General features: G+C 58.0%; 16 protein-coding genes. 13 read left to right on the forward strand and 3 right to left on the reverse strand.

Annotation, left to right across the window (positions count from 1 at the left end; genetic code table 11):
* The first annotated feature begins 43 nt into the window (after window positions 1–43).
* Window positions 44–1,012: an ABC transporter substrate-binding protein gene (locus tag J2Y56_RS15045; protein WP_007944365.1), complete on the forward strand. Its 969-nt coding sequence runs from the start codon at window positions 44–46 to the stop codon at window positions 1,010–1,012.
* Between the two features lie 115 nt (window positions 1,013–1,127).
* Here J2Y56_RS15045 and J2Y56_RS15050 read toward each other — a convergent pair whose 3' ends face one another.
* Together J2Y56_RS15050 and J2Y56_RS15055 are read right to left on the reverse strand one after the other, a co-directional pair.
* The gene (locus J2Y56_RS15050; protein WP_310351015.1) at window positions 1,128–2,486 is read right to left on the reverse strand and encodes a DUF1329 domain-containing protein; all 1,359 of its coding nucleotides are present in this window, start codon (window positions 2,484–2,486) and stop codon (window positions 1,128–1,130) included.
* Between the two features lie 41 nt (window positions 2,487–2,527).
* Window positions 2,528–4,531 (reverse strand): DUF1302 domain-containing protein, encoded by a 2,004-nt coding sequence (locus tag J2Y56_RS15055; RefSeq protein ID WP_310351018.1) that lies wholly within the window; start codon window positions 4,529–4,531, stop codon window positions 2,528–2,530.
* Between the two features lie 402 nt (window positions 4,532–4,933).
* On the opposite strand from J2Y56_RS15055, the gene J2Y56_RS15060 reads away from it, so the two are divergent.
* The 9 genes from J2Y56_RS15060 (at window position 4,934) to J2Y56_RS15100 (ending at window position 13,493) form a co-directional block, all read left to right on the forward strand.
* Window positions 4,934–5,710, forward strand: coding sequence for a transporter substrate-binding domain-containing protein (locus tag J2Y56_RS15060; protein ID WP_007948796.1), 777 nt, complete (start codon window positions 4,934–4,936; stop codon window positions 5,708–5,710).
* 64 nt (window positions 5,711–5,774) lie between these two features.
* Window positions 5,775–6,452 carry an amino acid ABC transporter permease gene (locus tag J2Y56_RS15065; protein ID WP_007948797.1) on the forward strand — a complete coding sequence of 226 codons (678 nt, stop codon included), beginning with the start codon at window positions 5,775–5,777 and terminating at the stop codon, window positions 6,450–6,452.
* Window positions 6,449–7,183, forward strand: coding sequence for an amino acid ABC transporter ATP-binding protein (locus J2Y56_RS15070; RefSeq protein WP_007948798.1), 735 nt, complete (start codon window positions 6,449–6,451; stop codon window positions 7,181–7,183). The genes J2Y56_RS15065 and J2Y56_RS15070 overlap by 4 nt, the downstream gene beginning before the upstream one ends.
* Before the next feature lie 21 nt (window positions 7,184–7,204).
* Complete coding sequence (locus J2Y56_RS15075) at window positions 7,205–8,440, forward strand: cysteine desulfurase-like protein (RefSeq protein WP_007948799.1); 1,236 nt, start codon at window positions 7,205–7,207, stop codon at window positions 8,438–8,440.
* A 37-nt stretch (window positions 8,441–8,477) separates the two neighbouring features.
* Complete coding sequence (locus J2Y56_RS15080; RefSeq protein ID WP_007948800.1) at window positions 8,478–9,341, forward strand: MurR/RpiR family transcriptional regulator; 864 nt, start codon at window positions 8,478–8,480, stop codon at window positions 9,339–9,341.
* A gap of 52 nt (window positions 9,342–9,393) precedes the next feature.
* Entirely contained in the window at window positions 9,394–10,290 is an 897-nt protein-coding gene (locus tag J2Y56_RS15085; protein WP_007948801.1) for an allantoinase PuuE, read from the forward strand.
* 158 nt (window positions 10,291–10,448) lie between these two features.
* Window positions 10,449–11,885 carry a dihydropyrimidinase gene (gene hydA / locus J2Y56_RS15090; RefSeq protein ID WP_310351026.1) on the forward strand — a complete coding sequence of 479 codons (1,437 nt, stop codon included), beginning with the start codon at window positions 10,449–10,451 and terminating at the stop codon, window positions 11,883–11,885.
* Window positions 11,882–12,628, forward strand: coding sequence for a fumarylacetoacetate hydrolase family protein (locus J2Y56_RS15095; protein WP_310351029.1), 747 nt, complete (start codon window positions 11,882–11,884; stop codon window positions 12,626–12,628). The genes hydA and J2Y56_RS15095 overlap by 4 nt, the downstream gene beginning before the upstream one ends.
* A gap of 169 nt (window positions 12,629–12,797) precedes the next feature.
* Window positions 12,798–13,493, forward strand: a complete 696-nt coding sequence (locus J2Y56_RS15100) for a tRNA (adenine(22)-N(1))-methyltransferase TrmK (RefSeq protein ID WP_310351032.1) — start codon at window positions 12,798–12,800, stop codon at window positions 13,491–13,493.
* Window positions 13,494–13,557: 64 nt separating this feature from the next.
* Here J2Y56_RS15100 and J2Y56_RS15105 read toward each other — a convergent pair whose 3' ends face one another.
* Window positions 13,558–14,466, reverse strand: coding sequence for a hypothetical protein (locus J2Y56_RS15105; RefSeq protein WP_310336942.1), 909 nt, complete (start codon window positions 14,464–14,466; stop codon window positions 13,558–13,560).
* A 154-nt stretch (window positions 14,467–14,620) separates the two neighbouring features.
* Here J2Y56_RS15105 and J2Y56_RS15110 point away from each other — a divergent pair, with 154 nt between their 5' ends.
* The 3 genes from J2Y56_RS15110 to J2Y56_RS15120 all read left to right on the forward strand — a co-directional run bounded on the left by J2Y56_RS15110 (window position 14,621) and on the right by J2Y56_RS15120 (window position 16,211).
* The gene (locus J2Y56_RS15110; protein ID WP_007948807.1) at window positions 14,621–15,361 is read left to right on the forward strand and encodes an AzlC family ABC transporter permease; all 741 of its coding nucleotides are present in this window, start codon (window positions 14,621–14,623) and stop codon (window positions 15,359–15,361) included.
* Window positions 15,358–15,693, forward strand: a complete 336-nt coding sequence (locus J2Y56_RS15115) for an AzlD domain-containing protein (protein ID WP_007948808.1) — start codon at window positions 15,358–15,360, stop codon at window positions 15,691–15,693. The genes J2Y56_RS15110 and J2Y56_RS15115 overlap by 4 nt, the downstream gene beginning before the upstream one ends.
* A 146-nt stretch (window positions 15,694–15,839) precedes the next feature.
* The gene (locus tag J2Y56_RS15120; RefSeq protein WP_310336944.1) at window positions 15,840–16,211 is read left to right on the forward strand and encodes a metalloregulator ArsR/SmtB family transcription factor; all 372 of its coding nucleotides are present in this window, start codon (window positions 15,840–15,842) and stop codon (window positions 16,209–16,211) included.
* Window positions 16,212–16,213: the final 2 nt, after the last annotated feature.

Genomic DNA, 16,213 nt, shown 5'->3' on the forward strand with positions numbered 1-16,213 from the left:
ACAGTTCGCTGCCCCCAATAATAATGATTCGGAGCGTCTGATTATGAAAAACAGGAAGAGTTTGCTGGCCTCGTTACTCACCCTTGGCTTGCTCGTCGGTAGTGCTTCAAGCCAGGCTTCAGGATGGTGTGAATCGGGCAAGCCGGTGAAATTTGCCGGTCTGAATTGGGAGAGCGGGATGCTCCTTACCGACATCATGATGATCGTGCTCAAGGAGGGCTATGGCTGTGCAACAGATCAGTTGGTGGGTAACACCATCATTCTTGAGACTGCTTTGGCCGGCAACGACATTCAAGTGTTTGGCGAAGAGTGGATGGAGCGTAGCGAAGTCTGGAAAAAAGCTGCGGCCGCCGGAAAGGTCGTCGGGGTCGGTGCTCCGATCATCGGTGCGACTCAGGGCTGGTATGTACCGCGTTATGTTGTTGAGGGGGACGCAAAGCGCAATAAGCCAGCACCCGCACCAGACCTCAAAACAGTCTCTGACCTGAGCAAATACCCGAAGATTTTTCGAGATTCGGAGGAACCGTCTAAAGGGCGCTTCTATAACTGCCCTGCTGGTTGGATTTGTGAGCAGGACAATACCGAGATGTTGAAAGAGTACGGTCTTGAAAACACCTTCACGAATTTCCGTCCGGGAACCGGTGCCGCATTGGATGCCGCGGTCCTGTCCAGCTATAAACGCGGTGAGCCAGTCCTGTTCTACTACTGGTCACCGACTCCGCTAATGGGGCAGATCGATGCGATAAGACTGGAAGAAAAGACCGGGGCCAACAAAAACGTCATTACCATGGTTGGACTCTCCACGCCTTTTCATGAACAGGCTCCCGAACTGGTCGCGGTGCTGGAGAAGGTCAATATTCCTATCGATGTGCTGAACCAGAACCTGGCGAGGATGACCAAGGAGCGCATTGAGTCACCGAAGTTGGCCAGGATCTTCCTTAAGGAGCACCCGGAAGTCTGGCGTGCCTGGGTCGATGAAGTCGCTGCAAAAAAGATCCAGGCATCACTCTGATCGGCCACTGAGGGCAAGGACGCCCGCTCTTTTTAACGCCCCTCTGAGCGGCGAACCCGCCCACTTTAAAGTGGGCGGACTTACCAAACGCCAATGCGATCGTGCCTTGGTTTGCTTAACGAATGCCGGCGCCCGCCAGGGACTCCGACGACCACTGCGCCTTGGAGAGCGGATCGATGTATTTGATGCCGCCGTACGGGCCCACTACACCGTTGATGTTGTAGGAACCGCCCACCAGGTCATAGATCATGAACGGGGTAGAGTCAGGAACCTGCTTGTCATAGCTTTGGCTGAGGAAGGCAAACGAACCACGGTAGAGCTGACCACGGGCGTCATATTGATCCGAGGCCAAAGCGGTCCAGCTGTCTTCGTCAAGGTAGAAGCGACGCTTCTGGTAGATGTGACGAGCGCCGGCCTTGAGGTTGCCCTCGACCACCCATACACGGTGTTTTTCCCAACGCACGAACTCTGGGGCCAGGTGGTTCGGAGTCGTGATCGACTTCGGATCCTGGACGTAGGTCAGCTTGTAGGTGTTGTACGGCACGATCATTTCCTGCTTGCCGACCAACTTCCAGTCGTAGCGATCCAGCGCACCGTTGAACACGAAGACGTCGTCGTAAGTGCCTGCACCCGAAGTGCCTGGGTTGGGCGTGTCGTAGGCCAGGTTCGGCGCCAGCTTGACCCGGCGCTGGCCCGGCAGGTACTGCCAGGCGCGACGTGGCTGTTGCAAGGGGTTGGCGGCGTCCTTGAGCATCATCGCTTCGCCGGCACGGCGTGAAGGACCGGTGTACGACAGCTTCATCTGGTAGTACACGTCGGCACTGCTGATCGGCTGCGCCAGGTTTTCGTAGATCGGGTAGGAAATGAACGCCTGTCCGGTGGTCGCCAGGCTTGGAACACCGGCGGAGTCAACGTTCCAGGAATCGTACTTGGAGCTGATGCTCACGCCCTGATAACGCAGCAGGAAGTTCCACATCGCTTCGTTACCCGACTGCGGGATCGGGAATGGTACGCCCGGCAGTACGTTGTCGATGGCCAGGCCACCTTCAAGGGACTTGGCGCCGGTGGCGTTTTTCACGCCGTTATCGAGGATCGCTTGAGGCAGCGAGACGGTACGGTGAGTCGGGTACACCTCGACCTTGAACGTCGGGAAACGCTTGGCCAGTTCCGCCGTGGTGGCACTGAGCAGGCCCTTGTACTGATCGACGTTTTTGCCGTCGATGACCAGCACCGGTTTTTCATTGGCAAACGGGTCCGGACGCATGCTGTCGCCGACCTTGAAACTGGCCGGTGCGGTGGTCAGGCCGCCGGCATAGGCGGGGATGGAGCCATCGGCATTACCGGCTTTTTCAGCGCCGACCAGGGTCAGGTTGGCGCCCAGTTTGGCGGCGTCTTGAGCCGATACTGCGGCGTGGGCCTGGGCGGCGACGATCATCGCCAGCGAGGCGGCCAACACGGTTTGTGCACATTTCACGTTATCGTTCTCCTGCTTACGTTGAGTAAGCGAGCGGTGAATCAGAAGGTTGTTTTCATCGTCAGGTAAACAGCGCCACGATCCTCGGTCGTTGCACCACCACCGGAGAAGGACGAGTAGCCACCGGCGTAACAGGCGTAGTTTTCGTTGCCACTAAAGGCGTTCGGCGTCGAGCCATCGCCACCGTTCGGGCCGGTGCTTACGCCACTGGTATTGCACTTGTCGGTTTGGCCGAAGGCGTCCACGTACTTCAGGTCGACAAAGTATTTGTTGTACACAATGGCACCGACGCCGATGGCGTAGTTGCCGGTGTCCTTGGCACCGCCACCGGACACCGGCGACACGCCGTCCAGGCCGACGTTGACGGACACTGGCGCGTTGAGGTCGACACCGGGGAATACCTGGTACCAGGTCGGGGTGAAGTTGACCGCCAGGCCCCAGTTGTCCCGGGTCGGCTGGTCGATGCCGCGATAGGTGCCTTTGCCTTTGTAGAGAGCTTCATTCTTGTCATCGAGGCTCAGCAGGTTGCTGTAGTACAGTTCGGCCAGCAGGGTGGCCGAATCGGACAGCGGTGTTTTCGGCAGGGTCAACAGACCGTTAAGGGTCCAGTGCAAGGTGTCGCCGGTGGCGCTCATGCTGTCGCCGCGGCTCGGGGTGTCGTAGATCACACCGGTGGAAGCGGTGCGCGCCGGCAACAGGCCGAGGCCCTGGCCCAGGCCCAGCGGGCTGGTGGTGCTGACGATGGCCGGGATACTGGCCAGCGGCATGTTGTGACGGATGTTCAGGTCCGAACCCACACTGATACCACCGACATCCTTGGACAGGCTCAGACCGGCAATCTTGATGTTGTCGGCATAGGCCAGTTGATAGGTGGCGGTGCTCAACGAGTTGAGCGTGTTGACCACTGCCGGCACTTGCCCGGCTGGGCGGGTGCCGTTCGGGTTGGCCGAGGAGATGCCTCTGGCATCCAGCCAGGCTTGCGGCAGGATTTCTGAGGTTTCGCGGTAGTAGACGCCAAGGGTCCCGTCCAGCCAGGCCGGCGACCACTTGGCCATCACGCCCCAGTCGCCGCTGTTGTGCGGTTCCAAGTCATTGCCCCGACGTACGTTGGTCAACGCGTCGCACGGTGCCAGGCCACACCCCAACGGGCTGCCCGGAACCACGGCATTGGTATTGCCCAACAGGAACGATTTGGCGCCAAAGCCCACCAGGTCGGAACCACCGTAGTAGGTGCCCGCTTCCGGCAGGCGAGCGGCGTCCCAATCCAGGAAGTACTGGGCACCCACGGTCACCTCGGGGTTGACGGTGAACGTCATCGACAACTGGTTGCGCGGAACGAACAGCTCCTTGGCTTCCGTGCCCGGCGATGCAGCCAGTTTGGCCAGGTCGAGGCCGGACTGGCCGTAGCTGATCGAGTGCACCGGGTTGAGAATGGTCTCGCCCCAGAACACGTTGTGCTGACCGGCCTTGGCGCTGAACAAAGACTCCTCGCCCACTTCGGTGCTGTAGAACACGAACGCATCGAGAATTTCGCCCGACGGACCGCTGTAATAACGCTGGGCATAGTTGCTCAGGTGCGGGCTGCCAAAACCGACGTTGTCGTTGGTGACGGGGGCCAGGCGTGGATCGTTGGCGACCAGGCCGGAGCGTGAGTCATTGCCGTTCACGAACGGGTTGGAGTTGGAGCCGGTGTTGTCATACGCCTTGTCGTACCAGCTGGCGGCACTGACGCGAAAGCCCATGGCGTTTTTGTAGACCACGTCCATTTCGGTCAGCAGGTCGACACGGTTGGTGATGTTGGTGCCGGACTTGCGGAAGTTGTAATCGCCATCGTTGTTGTTTGGCGTTCCCAACATGCGCTTGTCAGCACTTTCGGTGCGCACACCGTAGTTGTACTTGATGGTGTTATCGATACGCGCGGTCCAGTCCGGGTTGCCCGTATCCAGTTCAACCGCCTGGGCGGTCGGTATGGAAGCCGCCAGGATGGCCGAAGCCAGCAAGGTGTAACGCGAAACCGTGAAGCCTTGGTACTTATTGTTGTGCATTGCGTGTCTCCACCTGCTTGTAATTTTTACAAGCGTAGCGACACTCCCGCACTCTGCTCCCCGGACTTTCCTTGATGACACCCTTTGACGGGTTAAGGACGTTGATCGCTTTGATGGTCATGGTGTCGCTTCCTTGTTGTTGTAGAACCCGTGCGCGCGTTTGCAGGCGGCAAAAATGCACGCATCGGACAAACAACAAAAGGAATAAATAATTATCTAATTATACTCTTTGGATATATCAGTTGTTAAAGCCAAAGCCTCGCTGGTTAAACTGAGTTCGGATTCGGAGTAAAAAATTCACAGATAAGCGGTATTGAATTAAATACTTCACTGGTCTAGTCTCGATCCTGCGTTTTACGAAATCAGCTGTTAGCACCTAAAAAATAAACATCGGGAGCAAACATGAAAGCGAAATTGATGTTGGGATTGTTCATGACGGCCGCAGTTTCTCTGCCGGCCTGGGCCGCTGACTGGACCGTGGGTGCTAACGTCGGTAACGTGCCTTGGGAGTTTCAGGATTCCAAAGGTGAGTTCGTCGGCTTCGAAGTCGATGTTGTAAAAGAGGTAGCCAAACGCGCCGGAAAAAGCGTCGAGTTCGTCAACATTCCATTCAACGGCCTGTTCAGTGCCGTGCAATCCAAACGTGTCGACATCGCTATTTCATCCATCACCATCACCCCGAAACGTCTCGAGTCGGTAGCCTTTGCGCAGCCATACTTCGACAGCGACCAGTCCCTCACCGCACTGACCACGTCCAAGGTCAAGAGCCTGGCCGATATGAACGGCAAGGTTGTGGGCGTCGACACCGGCTCGACCGGTGATATGTGGATAGGCCAACACAAAGACGAGTACAAGTTCGCCGATGTTTCGCGTTACGAAGGGCTTTCTCCGGCCATGCTCGATCTGGGCTCGGGGCGAATCGATGGCTACCTCAGCGACATTCCGGCGGTGCTCTATTACATCAAGGACAAGCCGCAGTATTCCATCGTTGCGCGAATTCCCACCGGCGAACGCTATTCGCTGATGCACGCTAAAGGCTGGGACATGAGCGATCAGGTCAACAACATCATCAGCAAGATGAAAGAAGACGGCACGCTCGGAAAAATCCACAAACAGTGGTTCGGTACCGAAGCCAATAAAGATTCGAGCACCCTGCAGGTGACCGCTGTCCTCAAGTAAGCCTTGCCGATAATGCGTGAAAGTGGCGACACCAGTTCGCCACTTGTATTGACCGAGGTAACCCATGGATCTTTTACAGACTTTCTTTAACTGGAACGTGCTCGTCGAGTCGCTTCCGCTGATGATGCGCGGTCTGGGCGTGACCATTTTGCTGGGGGCGGTGAGTATTGCCCTGGGCCTGGTGGGCGGCCTTTTGCTGGCATTGCTGCGGTTGTACTCCTACGCACCGGTTCGAGCACTTGCGCGTATCTACATCGATATCATGCGCTCCATTCCGCTGCTGGTTTTGCTGGTGCTGATCTATTACGCGCTGCCTTTTGTCGGCATTCGGCTGTCATCTTTTGCGGCCGCCGCCAGCGCACTCTCGCTGGTCTCATGCGCCTACAGCGCGGAGATTTTTCGTTCGGGCATCGAAGCCATTCCCCGGGGGCAGTTCGAAGCATCGGCCTCTCAGGGCATGAGTTTTTTCAACACCATGCGCGACGTCATTTTGCCGCAGGCCATCCGCATCGTCATGCCGCCCATGACCAGCAATTGCATCAATGTCATGAAAGATACGGCGCTCGCCTCAGTGGTAGCGATGCCCGACTTGCTGAAGCAGGCCACCCAGGCGCAGGCACTGGCGGCCAATCCGACGCCGCTGGTAGGGGCCGCGTTGCTGTACCTGTTGCTGCTGTTGCCCTTGGTACAAATGGTCAGCTGGGTTGAACGTCGCAACGCCTCTGGAGGAAAAACCGCATGAGCACGTTGATCGACATTGAAAAACTCGACAAGTACTACGGCAACTTCAAGGCGTTGAGCGATATCAACCTGCAGGTTGAAGAAGGCGAAGTGGTGGTCATTCTTGGCCCGTCCGGCTCGGGAAAATCGACCTTGATCCGCTGCATCAATCTGCTTGAGAACTACCAGCAAGGGCATATCCGCGTGGCGGGTGAGCGGGTTGAAAGCGGTCCGCGACTGGCCGCCATCCGCAGTGAAGTGGGCATGGTGTTTCAGAGCTTCAATCTCTATCCGCACCTCACTGTGCTCGACAATGTATCGCTGGCGCCGATCCGTGTGCGCGGTCTGAGTCGGCGTGATGCCCATGCCAGAGCCAAGGAACTCCTGGTGAAGGTCGGCATGGGCGATCATGCGCACAAATACCCCAGCCAATTGTCCGGCGGCCAACAGCAACGTGTTGCCATTGCCCGCACCATGGCCATGGAGCCCCGCGCGATTCTGTTCGACGAACCGACTTCGGCACTGGACCCGGAAATGGTGGGCGAGGTCCTCGACGTCATGCAAAACCTCGCTCGTTCCGGCGTCACGATGGTCGTGGTCACTCACGAAATGGGTTTTGCCCGTCGGGTCGCCGACCGGGTGATCTTCATGGAAAGCGGACGCATTGTTGAGCAGAACACCCCGGAACCGTTTTTTACCGCACCGCAGGAACCCCGCACACAAGCGTTCCTGCAGGCCATCTTGCATCATTGATTCAGACTGGAGAAAAGTAGAGTGAATCCTCTCGATATTGATTACGTTCGCAAGCAATTTCCAGGTCTCGCCGGCGGTTATGCGTACATGGATAACGCCGGTGGCTCAATGGTGCTGAGCACCGTGGCCGAGCGGGTCAGCGATTACCTGCTCAACAGCAGCGTGCAACTGGGCGCTTCCTACCAGGCTTCTGTCGACGCCGGTGAGCGCGTGATGCAAGCGCGTCACGCGGTGATGCAATTGATCAACGCCGAGCATCCCGAAGAAGTGATCATGGGCGGCTCTACCACCCACTTGCTGCAAATTCTGTGTCGTGCCATCGCTCCGTCAATCGTTGCGGGCGATGAGATCATCGTCACCAATTGCGATCACGAAGCGAACATCGGCCCATGGGTCAGGCTTTGCGAAAGCCGTGGTGCGACCCTGCGTGTGTGGGAGGTCAACCCTGATAGTTGCGAGCTTGAACTGGATGACCTGCAGGTCCTGCTCAATCACAACACCCGTTATGTGGCCATGACCCACACCTCGAATATTCTCGGTTCGGTCAATCCAGTGGCCGAGGTTGCGCGGCGTGTCCATGCGGCAGGCGCCAAGCTGTGCGTGGACGCCGTCGCTTATGCGCCACACCGTCTGGTGGATGTGCAGGCCAGCGGCGCCGATTTCTACGTCTACAGCTTCTACAAAACCTTCGGTCCGCACTTCGCTGTGCTGTGGGGACGTCGGTATCTGTTGCTGGAGTTGCCGAGCCTCAACCATTTCTTTATCGGCCAGGACGTAGTGCCTTACAAATTGCAGCCCGGTAACGTCAACTATGAGTTGTCCTTCGGCTGCATCGGCATTTGCGATTACCTGCTCGACATCAGCACCCGGATTGGCGCCGAAGGCAGCGAGCGTAAACGCATGCAGGCGGCTTTCGATGCCTTCGAAGTGCAGGAAGATCTGCTCGCCGAGCGTTTGCTGGCGTTTTTACGTCAGCGCGAGGGTGTGCGAATCATCGGCAAGTCCCATACACGCCATCGGGTGCCTACGATCAGTTTCGTGGTCGAGGGCGTTCAGTCCGAAGCGGTAGTGCGCAGGGTCGATGAGCACCGGATCGGTATCCGTTTTGGTGATTTCTATGCGCGGCGACTGATCGAAGCCCTTGGGCTGGACCGGTTTGGCGGGGTAGTGCGGGTGTCGTTGGCGCATTACAACACGCTGGAAGAAGTCGACCGGCTCATCACTGCGCTGGATCAAGCCATCACGGCGTTACGTTGATCGACGCACACACTTTTAATTTTTACGAGCCTTCCCTATGGCCTTACCTGAAACCCTTGCAGAGCTGCGTGACAATATCGCCGCCCAGCACGAACAACTGACAGGTCGCCTGCGCGATGCGGCACGATTCCTGATCGACAACCCGCATGAGGTCGCACTCAGCACGGTGGCCGAACTGGGTAAGCGTTCAAACATCGCACCTTCGGCTTATATTCGGCTGGCACAGGCCCTTGGCTTTTCAGGTTTCAAGGATTTGCAGCGGTTGTTCCGCGCACCGCTGCAACAGGCTGCCGACACCCACTATAGCGAGCGAATCCGCCACTACGGCGGTGAAACCTTGCTGGAAGATCCAAGTGATGTCGGCGGGATTCTGCGGGAATTCAGCCAGGCCAATATCGTTTCTCTGGAGCACCTGGCGGAGGGCGGCGAACAGGCCAATATCGAAGCCGCTATCGCCCACTTGCAAGCCGCTCGCACCACCTTCGTCATCGGCATGCGCCGCGCGTTTCCGGTGGCTGCGTACCTCAGTTATGCGTTGAGCCGCGTTGGTCAGCGCACCGTGCACATCAGTGGCGCGGGCGGCACGTTGCCCGAACAGGTCAGTGCGATTGCCGATGATGATCTGTTGATCGCCGTCAGCTTTCCGCCGTACGCCCGTGACACCGTTGAGGCCTGTCGTCAGGCGAGGGAAGCGGGTGTGACGCTGGTTGCGATCACTGACAGCGTTCTCAGCCCTATCGGGCAGATGGCCGATACGGTCATTGAGGTCAACGACGCCGAGTTACTGGGCTTTCGTTCTCTCACGGCTTCGTTCTGCATTGCCCAAACCCTGGCCATGGGGCTGGCCTTTCGCGAGTGGGGTTCCCTGAGTCATGACCGGTTGAACGATATCGACTGTTAAACCCCAGTTTTTACCCTTGATCCAATAGCCAGAATTTCAGGAGTACATCCCGATGGTTTCACCTGCCCGCGATTTGATCGGTTACGGTAAAAAACGCCCCCAAGGCACTTGGCCCAATGGTGCGCGTCTGGCCATCAGCCTCGTCATTAACTACGAAGAAGGTTCCGAGCGCTCGCTGGCCATGGGCGACCCGGACCAGGAGTCGATGACCGAATGGGGCAGCTATTCAATACCCGACGGCACCCGCAATCTGGCGATGGAGTCGATGTATGAGTACGGTTCCCGCGTCGGGATCTGGCGAATTCTGGATATCCTCGACCAACAATCGGTTCGCGCGACGTTTCATGCCTGCGCAGTTGCGTTTGAGCAGAACCCCGATGTCGCCCATGCGGCGGTAGCCGGTGGTCATGAAATTTGCAGCCACGGCTATCGCTGGGAGGAAGTCTTTCGCCTGACCGAAGAGCAGGAGCGTGAACACATGCGCCTGGCGATCGAGTCATTCGAGCGCACCTGTGGCAAGCGTCCTGTTGGCTGGTATTGCCGGTATGGTGCCAGCGTCAACACACGTCGGCTGGTCGTGGAAGAGGGCGGCTTTCTCTACGATTCCGATGCCTACAACGACGATGTTCCCTACTTTGTCGAGGTCGAGGGTCAGCGTCACCTCGTGGTGCCTTACACCGCCGACGTGAACGATTTTCGCTACTGGAACTCGCCGGGTCTGTCCCAGGCATCGGACTTTTTCGAGTACATGAAAGAAAGCTTCGAGGTCCTTTATGAGGAGTCCGCTGAAGGCCCCCGCATGATGTCGATCGGGTTGCACCCACGCATGGTGGGCCGTCCCGGGCGGGTGAGGGCGATCAAGCAATTCATCGAATATGCCAGGCAACACGGTGGGGTCTGGTTCGCTACACGAGAAGAAATCGCGCGTGCCTGGCTTGAACGAGCTTGATTGAGTGGCACCCACGAGCAGGCGCTGGACGAGGTGCTGGTTAACCAAGCCGGTATTCGACACCGTTTCTACAGTGGTCTGGGACATGTTGAAAACCACGGGCGTAGGCACGCGCCGCCTGACCGGCTGGGGCCGGTTACTTCTGGAAGAGGCCTGATATGCAACCTTTTGATACGGTGATTCGCAACGCGCGCGTGGTAACCGCCGCGGACACGTTCACCAGCGATATCGGTATTCGTGATGGGCGCATCGTCTCCCTTGGCCTGGACCTGCCGCAAGGTCACCAGGAAATCGACGCGGCAGGCCGGCATGTCACCCCCGGTGGCATCGACAGCCACGTGCACCTCGACCAGCCGACTGGCGACGGCTCGGTGATGGCCGATGACTTCTTCAGCGGCACGGTCTCGGCGGCCTGCGGCGGCACCACCACCGTCATCCCGTTCGCCTGCCAGCAGAAGGGCGAAAGCCTGCGCTCTGCCGTCGATGACTACCACCGTCGGGCGGGTAACAAGCCGGTGATCGATTATGCCTTCCACCTGATCGTCACCGACCCCACCCCGCAGGTGCTGCGTGAAGAACTGCCGGCCTTGATTGCTGAAGGCTATACATCGTTCAAGATCTACATGACCTACGATGCGCTGAAGCTGGGCGACCGGGAGATTCTCGAGACGTTGTCGGTCGCGCGCCGTGAGGGCGCCATGGTGATGCTTCACGCCGAGAACAGCGATTGCATCGCCTGGCTTACCGAGCGACTACTGGCGGCCGGGCTGACTGCGCCGCGCTACCACAGCGCGTCGCGGCCGATGCTGGTGGAACGCGAAGCGACCCATCGTGCCATCGCCCTTGCCGAGCTGGTGGACGTGCCGATCCTGATCGTGCACGTGTCGGGTCGCGAGGCCGTGGAGCAGATTCGCTGGGCCCAGAGCCAGGGGTTGAAGGTGTACGCAGAAACCTGTCCGCAGTACCTGTTCCTGACCGCCGACTCGCTGGGGTGTGACGACAGCTTCGAAGGTGCCAAATGCATCTGCAGCCCGCCGCCGCGCGATGCCGCAAACCAGCAGGTGATCTGGGATGGGCTGGAGAACGGCTCATTCGAGATTTTCTCGTCAGACCACGCACCCTTTCGCTTCGATGGCCCGAATGGCAAGAAGGCCCACGGTGAAGAGGTGTCGTTCGACCAGATCGCCAACGGCATTCCCGGTGTCGAAACCCGCATGGCACTGCTCTGGTCCGAAGGCGTGCGCAGTGGGCGCCTTACCCCGCAAAGCTTTGTTGCGCTGACTTCCACTAATGCCGCCAAGATGTATGGGCTGTATCCGCGCAAGGGCAGCATCGCTATTGGTGCTGATGCCGACCTGGTGATCTGGAACGAAGGTGAGTCGGTGCAGCTGTGCAACGAAATGCTGCACCACAACGTCGATTACACGCCTTACGCCGGCATGACGCTGAGCGCCTGGCCGGCCATGACCCTGTCTCGCGGTGAGGTGGTCTGGGACGGCGAGCCGCGCGGTGAGGCTGGTCGCGGCCAGTTTCTGCCGTGCGAGCGCCCGGCGCCCGCGCAACGGCGCCGACGTAAGACTGAGTTGCCATTGTGAGTGCGGTCGCGCAGGTGGCCGCCATCCTGATTCGTGGTTGGCGTGAGGGGCGCCAACAACCGTTGCCAACCCTGGAACTGGCTAGCGAAGCCGAAGCCTATGCCGTGCAGCACCAGGTAGCGGATGCCCTCGGCTGGTTTGCCTCCGGGCCGCCAGCGGCCTGGAAACTGGGCGGCGCTCCGGGAGGGCTGATCAGCGCCGCCGGGGTACCGGCAATGGCGGTACACCCGTCGGGTTGGCAGGTTCCGCCGGGCGATGCCTTCGGTTTCGGGATCGAGGGAGAACTGATCGTGCGCCTGTCGCGCGACCTCGACCAGCACACTGATCTGGCCATGGCCTGTGCGGCGGTCGATGTGTGGATGCCAGGCATCGAACTGTGTGGCACGCGCTGGCTGCAGGGCGATCAGGCCGCGCCACTGCTTCGGCTGGCCGACCAGCAACTCAACCGCGCTCTGGTACTCGGTGCACCGCAAACGCTGGGGGAAATGCCGGATTGGTCAAGACAACAGGTGGCGTTGCGGGTGGCTGGGGAGCCTGAGTTCGTCGGCGTTGGCAGCCATCCATTCGGTGAGCCGCTGAGTTCGCTGCCGTGGCTGGCGCGTCACGCTGCAGCACTGGGCACCCCCTTGCGAGCCGATGACCTGGTGGCTTGTGGTAGCTGGACCGGAATCTACTGGGCGTCGGCGGGGGTTCAAGTGGAAGTTGAGTTTGCCGGGATAGGAAGGGTTTCCTTGTCGACTTGATGCGTTACGGTGGGGTCTGGTTCGCCACGCGTGAAGAAATCGCCAGTGCCTGGCTGGAGCGCAGTTAATGGCCGTGGTCGCAGGGATTTGAATTGCACGGCGTTGCCCGGCAGAATCGCCTCCCGATCTGGCTAAGGTGCCGGGCGTTTGTGGTGAAAAGGAATAGCAGTTGAACGAACAGACATTGTCCATGCGCCTGGAGCGCGTGGCAGCCCATGTGCCGGCAGGTGCGCGCCTGGCCGATATCGGTTCGGATCACGGCTACCTGCCGGTAGCGTTGATGCGCCGGGGTGTCATCGAAGCGGCGGTGGCCGGCGAAGTGGCATTGACGCCTTTTCGCTCGGCCGAGCGCACCGTGCGCGAGAACGACTTCGACCAGCAGATCACCGTGCGCCTGGCCAATGGCCTGGCGGCGATCGAGCCGGGAGACGGGATCACCGCGATTAGCATCTGTGGCATGGGCGGCGAGACGATTCGCGACATTCTCGACAACGGCAAGGCGCACCTGAGTGGCCAGGAGCGTCTGATCCTGCAGCCCAACGGAGGCGAGCAGCCGCTGCGCCAATGGCTAATGGACAATGGCTACCGCATCCTCTGCGAGGAATTGCTGCGGGAAAACTGTTTCGACTACGAAATCATCGTCGCCGAGCGCGACGGGCCGGTAATGTACACCGACGAGGAACTGTATTTCGGCCCGCTGCAGATGCAGGCCCGCAGCCCCGCGTTCCTGATCAAGTGGCAGCGCATATTGCGCGAGAAGCACAAGACCCTGAGTCACTTCGCCCGGGCGCGGCAGGCCGTGCCCGAGGAAAAGGTGCAGGACATCGCCCGGCAGGCCCGGTGGATCACCGAGTTGCTGGTTTGAAAAGGAGGCGCCAATTAGCCTGTCTCAAGCCGAGGCTAATAGAGTGTTGCACTTACATTCCTGACTAGCCCAATTTTGAAAAATCAATGTCCATTGAGCCGGCCCTGTCGCTATATTTTAGGTTAGGTATTGATTGCCCACTATTGAGGGCATCAAGATCACCATAGATGGGCGAGCTCTCGTGAATGTGCAGAATAGAATCCATATTGAAGTAAGGATTCCCCTCTGACAGCTCTTGAGTGTTGGTTCTCAGCGCATTGAACTCATACAGTTTGTCGATGTAGTTTTTTTGGGCTTTTTTCATTTCTTCCTGTGTTAATGGTGCTTTTGTCAGGTTTGTGTGCAGGTCAATGTTTTCGTATGTCGTTAATCTCAAATCCCTGAGATCGATCTCAAACTCCGTGAGTTTCGCTGCGAGTTCATCAATCGCTGATGTAGAGTGGGTGATGCATTCAAAGGCCTCGGCGATTTGTTGGGGTGGGATTAAAGCATTGCCTTTATAAATATAAGCTGGAACTTGTGGGCCCATGAGACTGTTGAAGTCGTCGTGGAGAGGCTGGGCCTTGAGCGATTGCAGGAGTAGGTCCATATTAAGGTAACTGTTTTGGTCTGTGCGTTGCTTGATGCTGGCTTCCAGTACGCCAAACTCTTTTAATAGATGATTATATTTTTGGTTGTCCTCTTTGGTTGCGTCTTTTCTTAACGGTCCTCTTTCTGTGTTAGAACGACCGTCGACGCTTTCGTAAGTAGCTTTTCTCAGTGTTTCGAGTGTGACTTTGGAGTCCTGGATTTTTACGGCGAGTTTGTCCAGTGCTGAAGTGGCCTGGCTGATTTTTTGAAAGGTAGTGGCGATGAGTATATGTGAACCGTGCGACATCGCTTTGGGATCAGGTTTGGTAGGCGCGGTGTTGGATTCTTTGGGCGTTACGCTCGCTTGAGGGATGTAGGCTGAACTGATTGGTCCGATGGGCATAATTACTGCTTCTAGAGAGTGGACGTTAAATATTCTCTAAGGTTTGGTATTGTTGAATATAAAATTCCGCTCAGGCCGCATTGCGGCAGGCGCAACGCCTCGGCGGCCCGGAATCAGAGCGGCCGGCGAGCACACAAAAAAAAGAGGAGTAGAAATGCCTTACCGAACAGGAAGGGAAGCGTTTATGCAAGGCGTCCGGGCGCTCCTTCCATTGAGTCCCGGTGTCGTTCCATTCGGCTTGCTGACGGGGGTCATGGCAATCAATTTGGGCCTGTCACCTGGCACCACCATGGGCATGACGCTGCTGTTCTATTCAGGATCCGCGCAAATGGTCGCACTGCAACTGCTCCATACGGGCGTTGTGCCGTTGGCGATTGTGGTCACGGCCCTGGTCATCAACTTGCGCTTCATCATGTACAGCGCGTCACTGGCCCCCCATCTGCATCATTTACCCCGGCGCTGGACATGGCCGCTGTCCTACATGCTTTCTGACCAGTCCTACGCACTGTCCAGTCTCAAGCTTTCCTCTGGGGAGCTGGGGCAGTTCGCACACCACTACTATGCTGGCACCGCTATTGCCATGTGGCTGACATGGCAACTGTCGGTATTGGCGGGCGTTTACCTGGGCGCAAGCATCCCCGATACCTGGTCCTTAAGCTTTGCCATACCGCTTTCTTTCCTGGCGCTTCTGGTTCCTGGCATACGTAGCGCGGCGAGTCTGGGCGCCGCCTCGGTCGGCGGGCTGCTTGCCGTGTTTGCGGTCGATATGCCCTATAACCTTGGGCTGGTAACCGCTTCCATCGGCGGTGTCATGGCGGCTCTACTGATCGAGCGTTTTCGCAAAAGCCCATTGCGCGAGGCGCAGCCCCATGACGTCGAGAGGGAGCCGCAATGAGTGATTTGGCTTTGTGGGGGCTGTTCCTGGCGGTCGGTGTGGGAACGTTCGCCATGCGACTTTCCTTTATCGAACTCTATGGTCGATTGCGAATTCCGGCGCTGCTGAGTCGAGCCTTGCTTTATGTTCCGGCGAGTGTGCTGGCAGCCCTTGTACTACCTGCCGTGGTGTACCCCAATGGGCAGAGTGAATTCGTGTTGAATAACCCTCAGATACCCGCTGCCATTATTGCTGCGTGGGTCGCTTGGCAGACTCGAAATACTGTCCTGACGCTGGCGGTCGGGATGGGAGTGCTGTGGCTTTTCAAGTTTTTGGTGGCCTCGATGGATTAATCTGGAGTCGGCTATTTACCTTATATGCGGAAAGCCATATATTCGTTTTCCCGTATATGGGCTGTGACTTCACTCTGACCAGCAAAGCCCGTGTCCTTGCGCAGGAGAGCGTTTCGATCAGTCAGATACAAACACTGAGAAACGAAATGACTGACCCTCTGACACCCACCACTGTTTTCAAATGCCTGGCTGACGACACTCGGGTGCGCACAATGCTGCTCATCACCCGTGAAGGAGAGCTGTGTGTTTGCGAGCTGACCTGCGCGTTGAATGAGAGTCAGCCAAAAGTCTCCAGACACCTCGCGCAGTTGCGCAGTTGCGGTTTGCTGTCTGACCGTCGGCAAGGCCAATGGGTTTATTACCGACTGCACCCAACTCTCCCTGATTGGGTCCATCAAGTGCTGACCACCGTGCTTGAACGCAACGCGCATTGGTTAAGCCCTGACACCAAACGCCTTGATGGAATGGGTGACCGTCCTCAACGGGCACGGGCCTGCTGTGAAAGCAAGATCGCCTGATA

The organism is Pseudomonas sp. BE134 (genome assembly GCF_031456105.1).
Taxonomy (GTDB): Bacteria; Pseudomonadota; Gammaproteobacteria; order Pseudomonadales; family Pseudomonadaceae; genus Aquipseudomonas.

Excerpts from the sequence above, each read along its gene's own strand:
- J2Y56_RS15115 (WP_007948808.1), top strand. The coding sequence starts at position 15,358 with ATGAGTGATTTGGCTTTGTGGGGGCTGTTCCTGGCGGTCGGTGTGGGA.
- J2Y56_RS15055 (WP_310351018.1), bottom strand. The coding sequence starts at position 4,531 with ATGCACAACAATAAGTACCAAGGCTTCACGGTTTCGCGTTACACCTTG.
- J2Y56_RS15105 (WP_310336942.1), bottom strand. The coding sequence starts at position 14,466 with ATGCCCATCGGACCAATCAGTTCAGCCTACATCCCTCAAGCGAGCGTA.
- J2Y56_RS15080 (WP_007948800.1), top strand. The coding sequence starts at position 8,478 with ATGGCCTTACCTGAAACCCTTGCAGAGCTGCGTGACAATATCGCCGCC.
- J2Y56_RS15045 (WP_007944365.1), top strand. The coding sequence starts at position 44 with ATGAAAAACAGGAAGAGTTTGCTGGCCTCGTTACTCACCCTTGGCTTG.
- hydA (WP_310351026.1), top strand. The coding sequence starts at position 10,449 with ATGCAACCTTTTGATACGGTGATTCGCAACGCGCGCGTGGTAACCGCC.
- J2Y56_RS15060 (WP_007948796.1), top strand. The coding sequence starts at position 4,934 with ATGAAAGCGAAATTGATGTTGGGATTGTTCATGACGGCCGCAGTTTCT.
- J2Y56_RS15085 (WP_007948801.1), top strand. The coding sequence starts at position 9,394 with ATGGTTTCACCTGCCCGCGATTTGATCGGTTACGGTAAAAAACGCCCC.
- J2Y56_RS15065 (WP_007948797.1), top strand. The coding sequence starts at position 5,775 with ATGGATCTTTTACAGACTTTCTTTAACTGGAACGTGCTCGTCGAGTCG.
- J2Y56_RS15120 (WP_310336944.1), top strand. The coding sequence starts at position 15,840 with ATGACTGACCCTCTGACACCCACCACTGTTTTCAAATGCCTGGCTGAC.
- J2Y56_RS15070 (WP_007948798.1), top strand. The coding sequence starts at position 6,449 with ATGAGCACGTTGATCGACATTGAAAAACTCGACAAGTACTACGGCAAC.
- J2Y56_RS15110 (WP_007948807.1), top strand. The coding sequence starts at position 14,621 with ATGCCTTACCGAACAGGAAGGGAAGCGTTTATGCAAGGCGTCCGGGCG.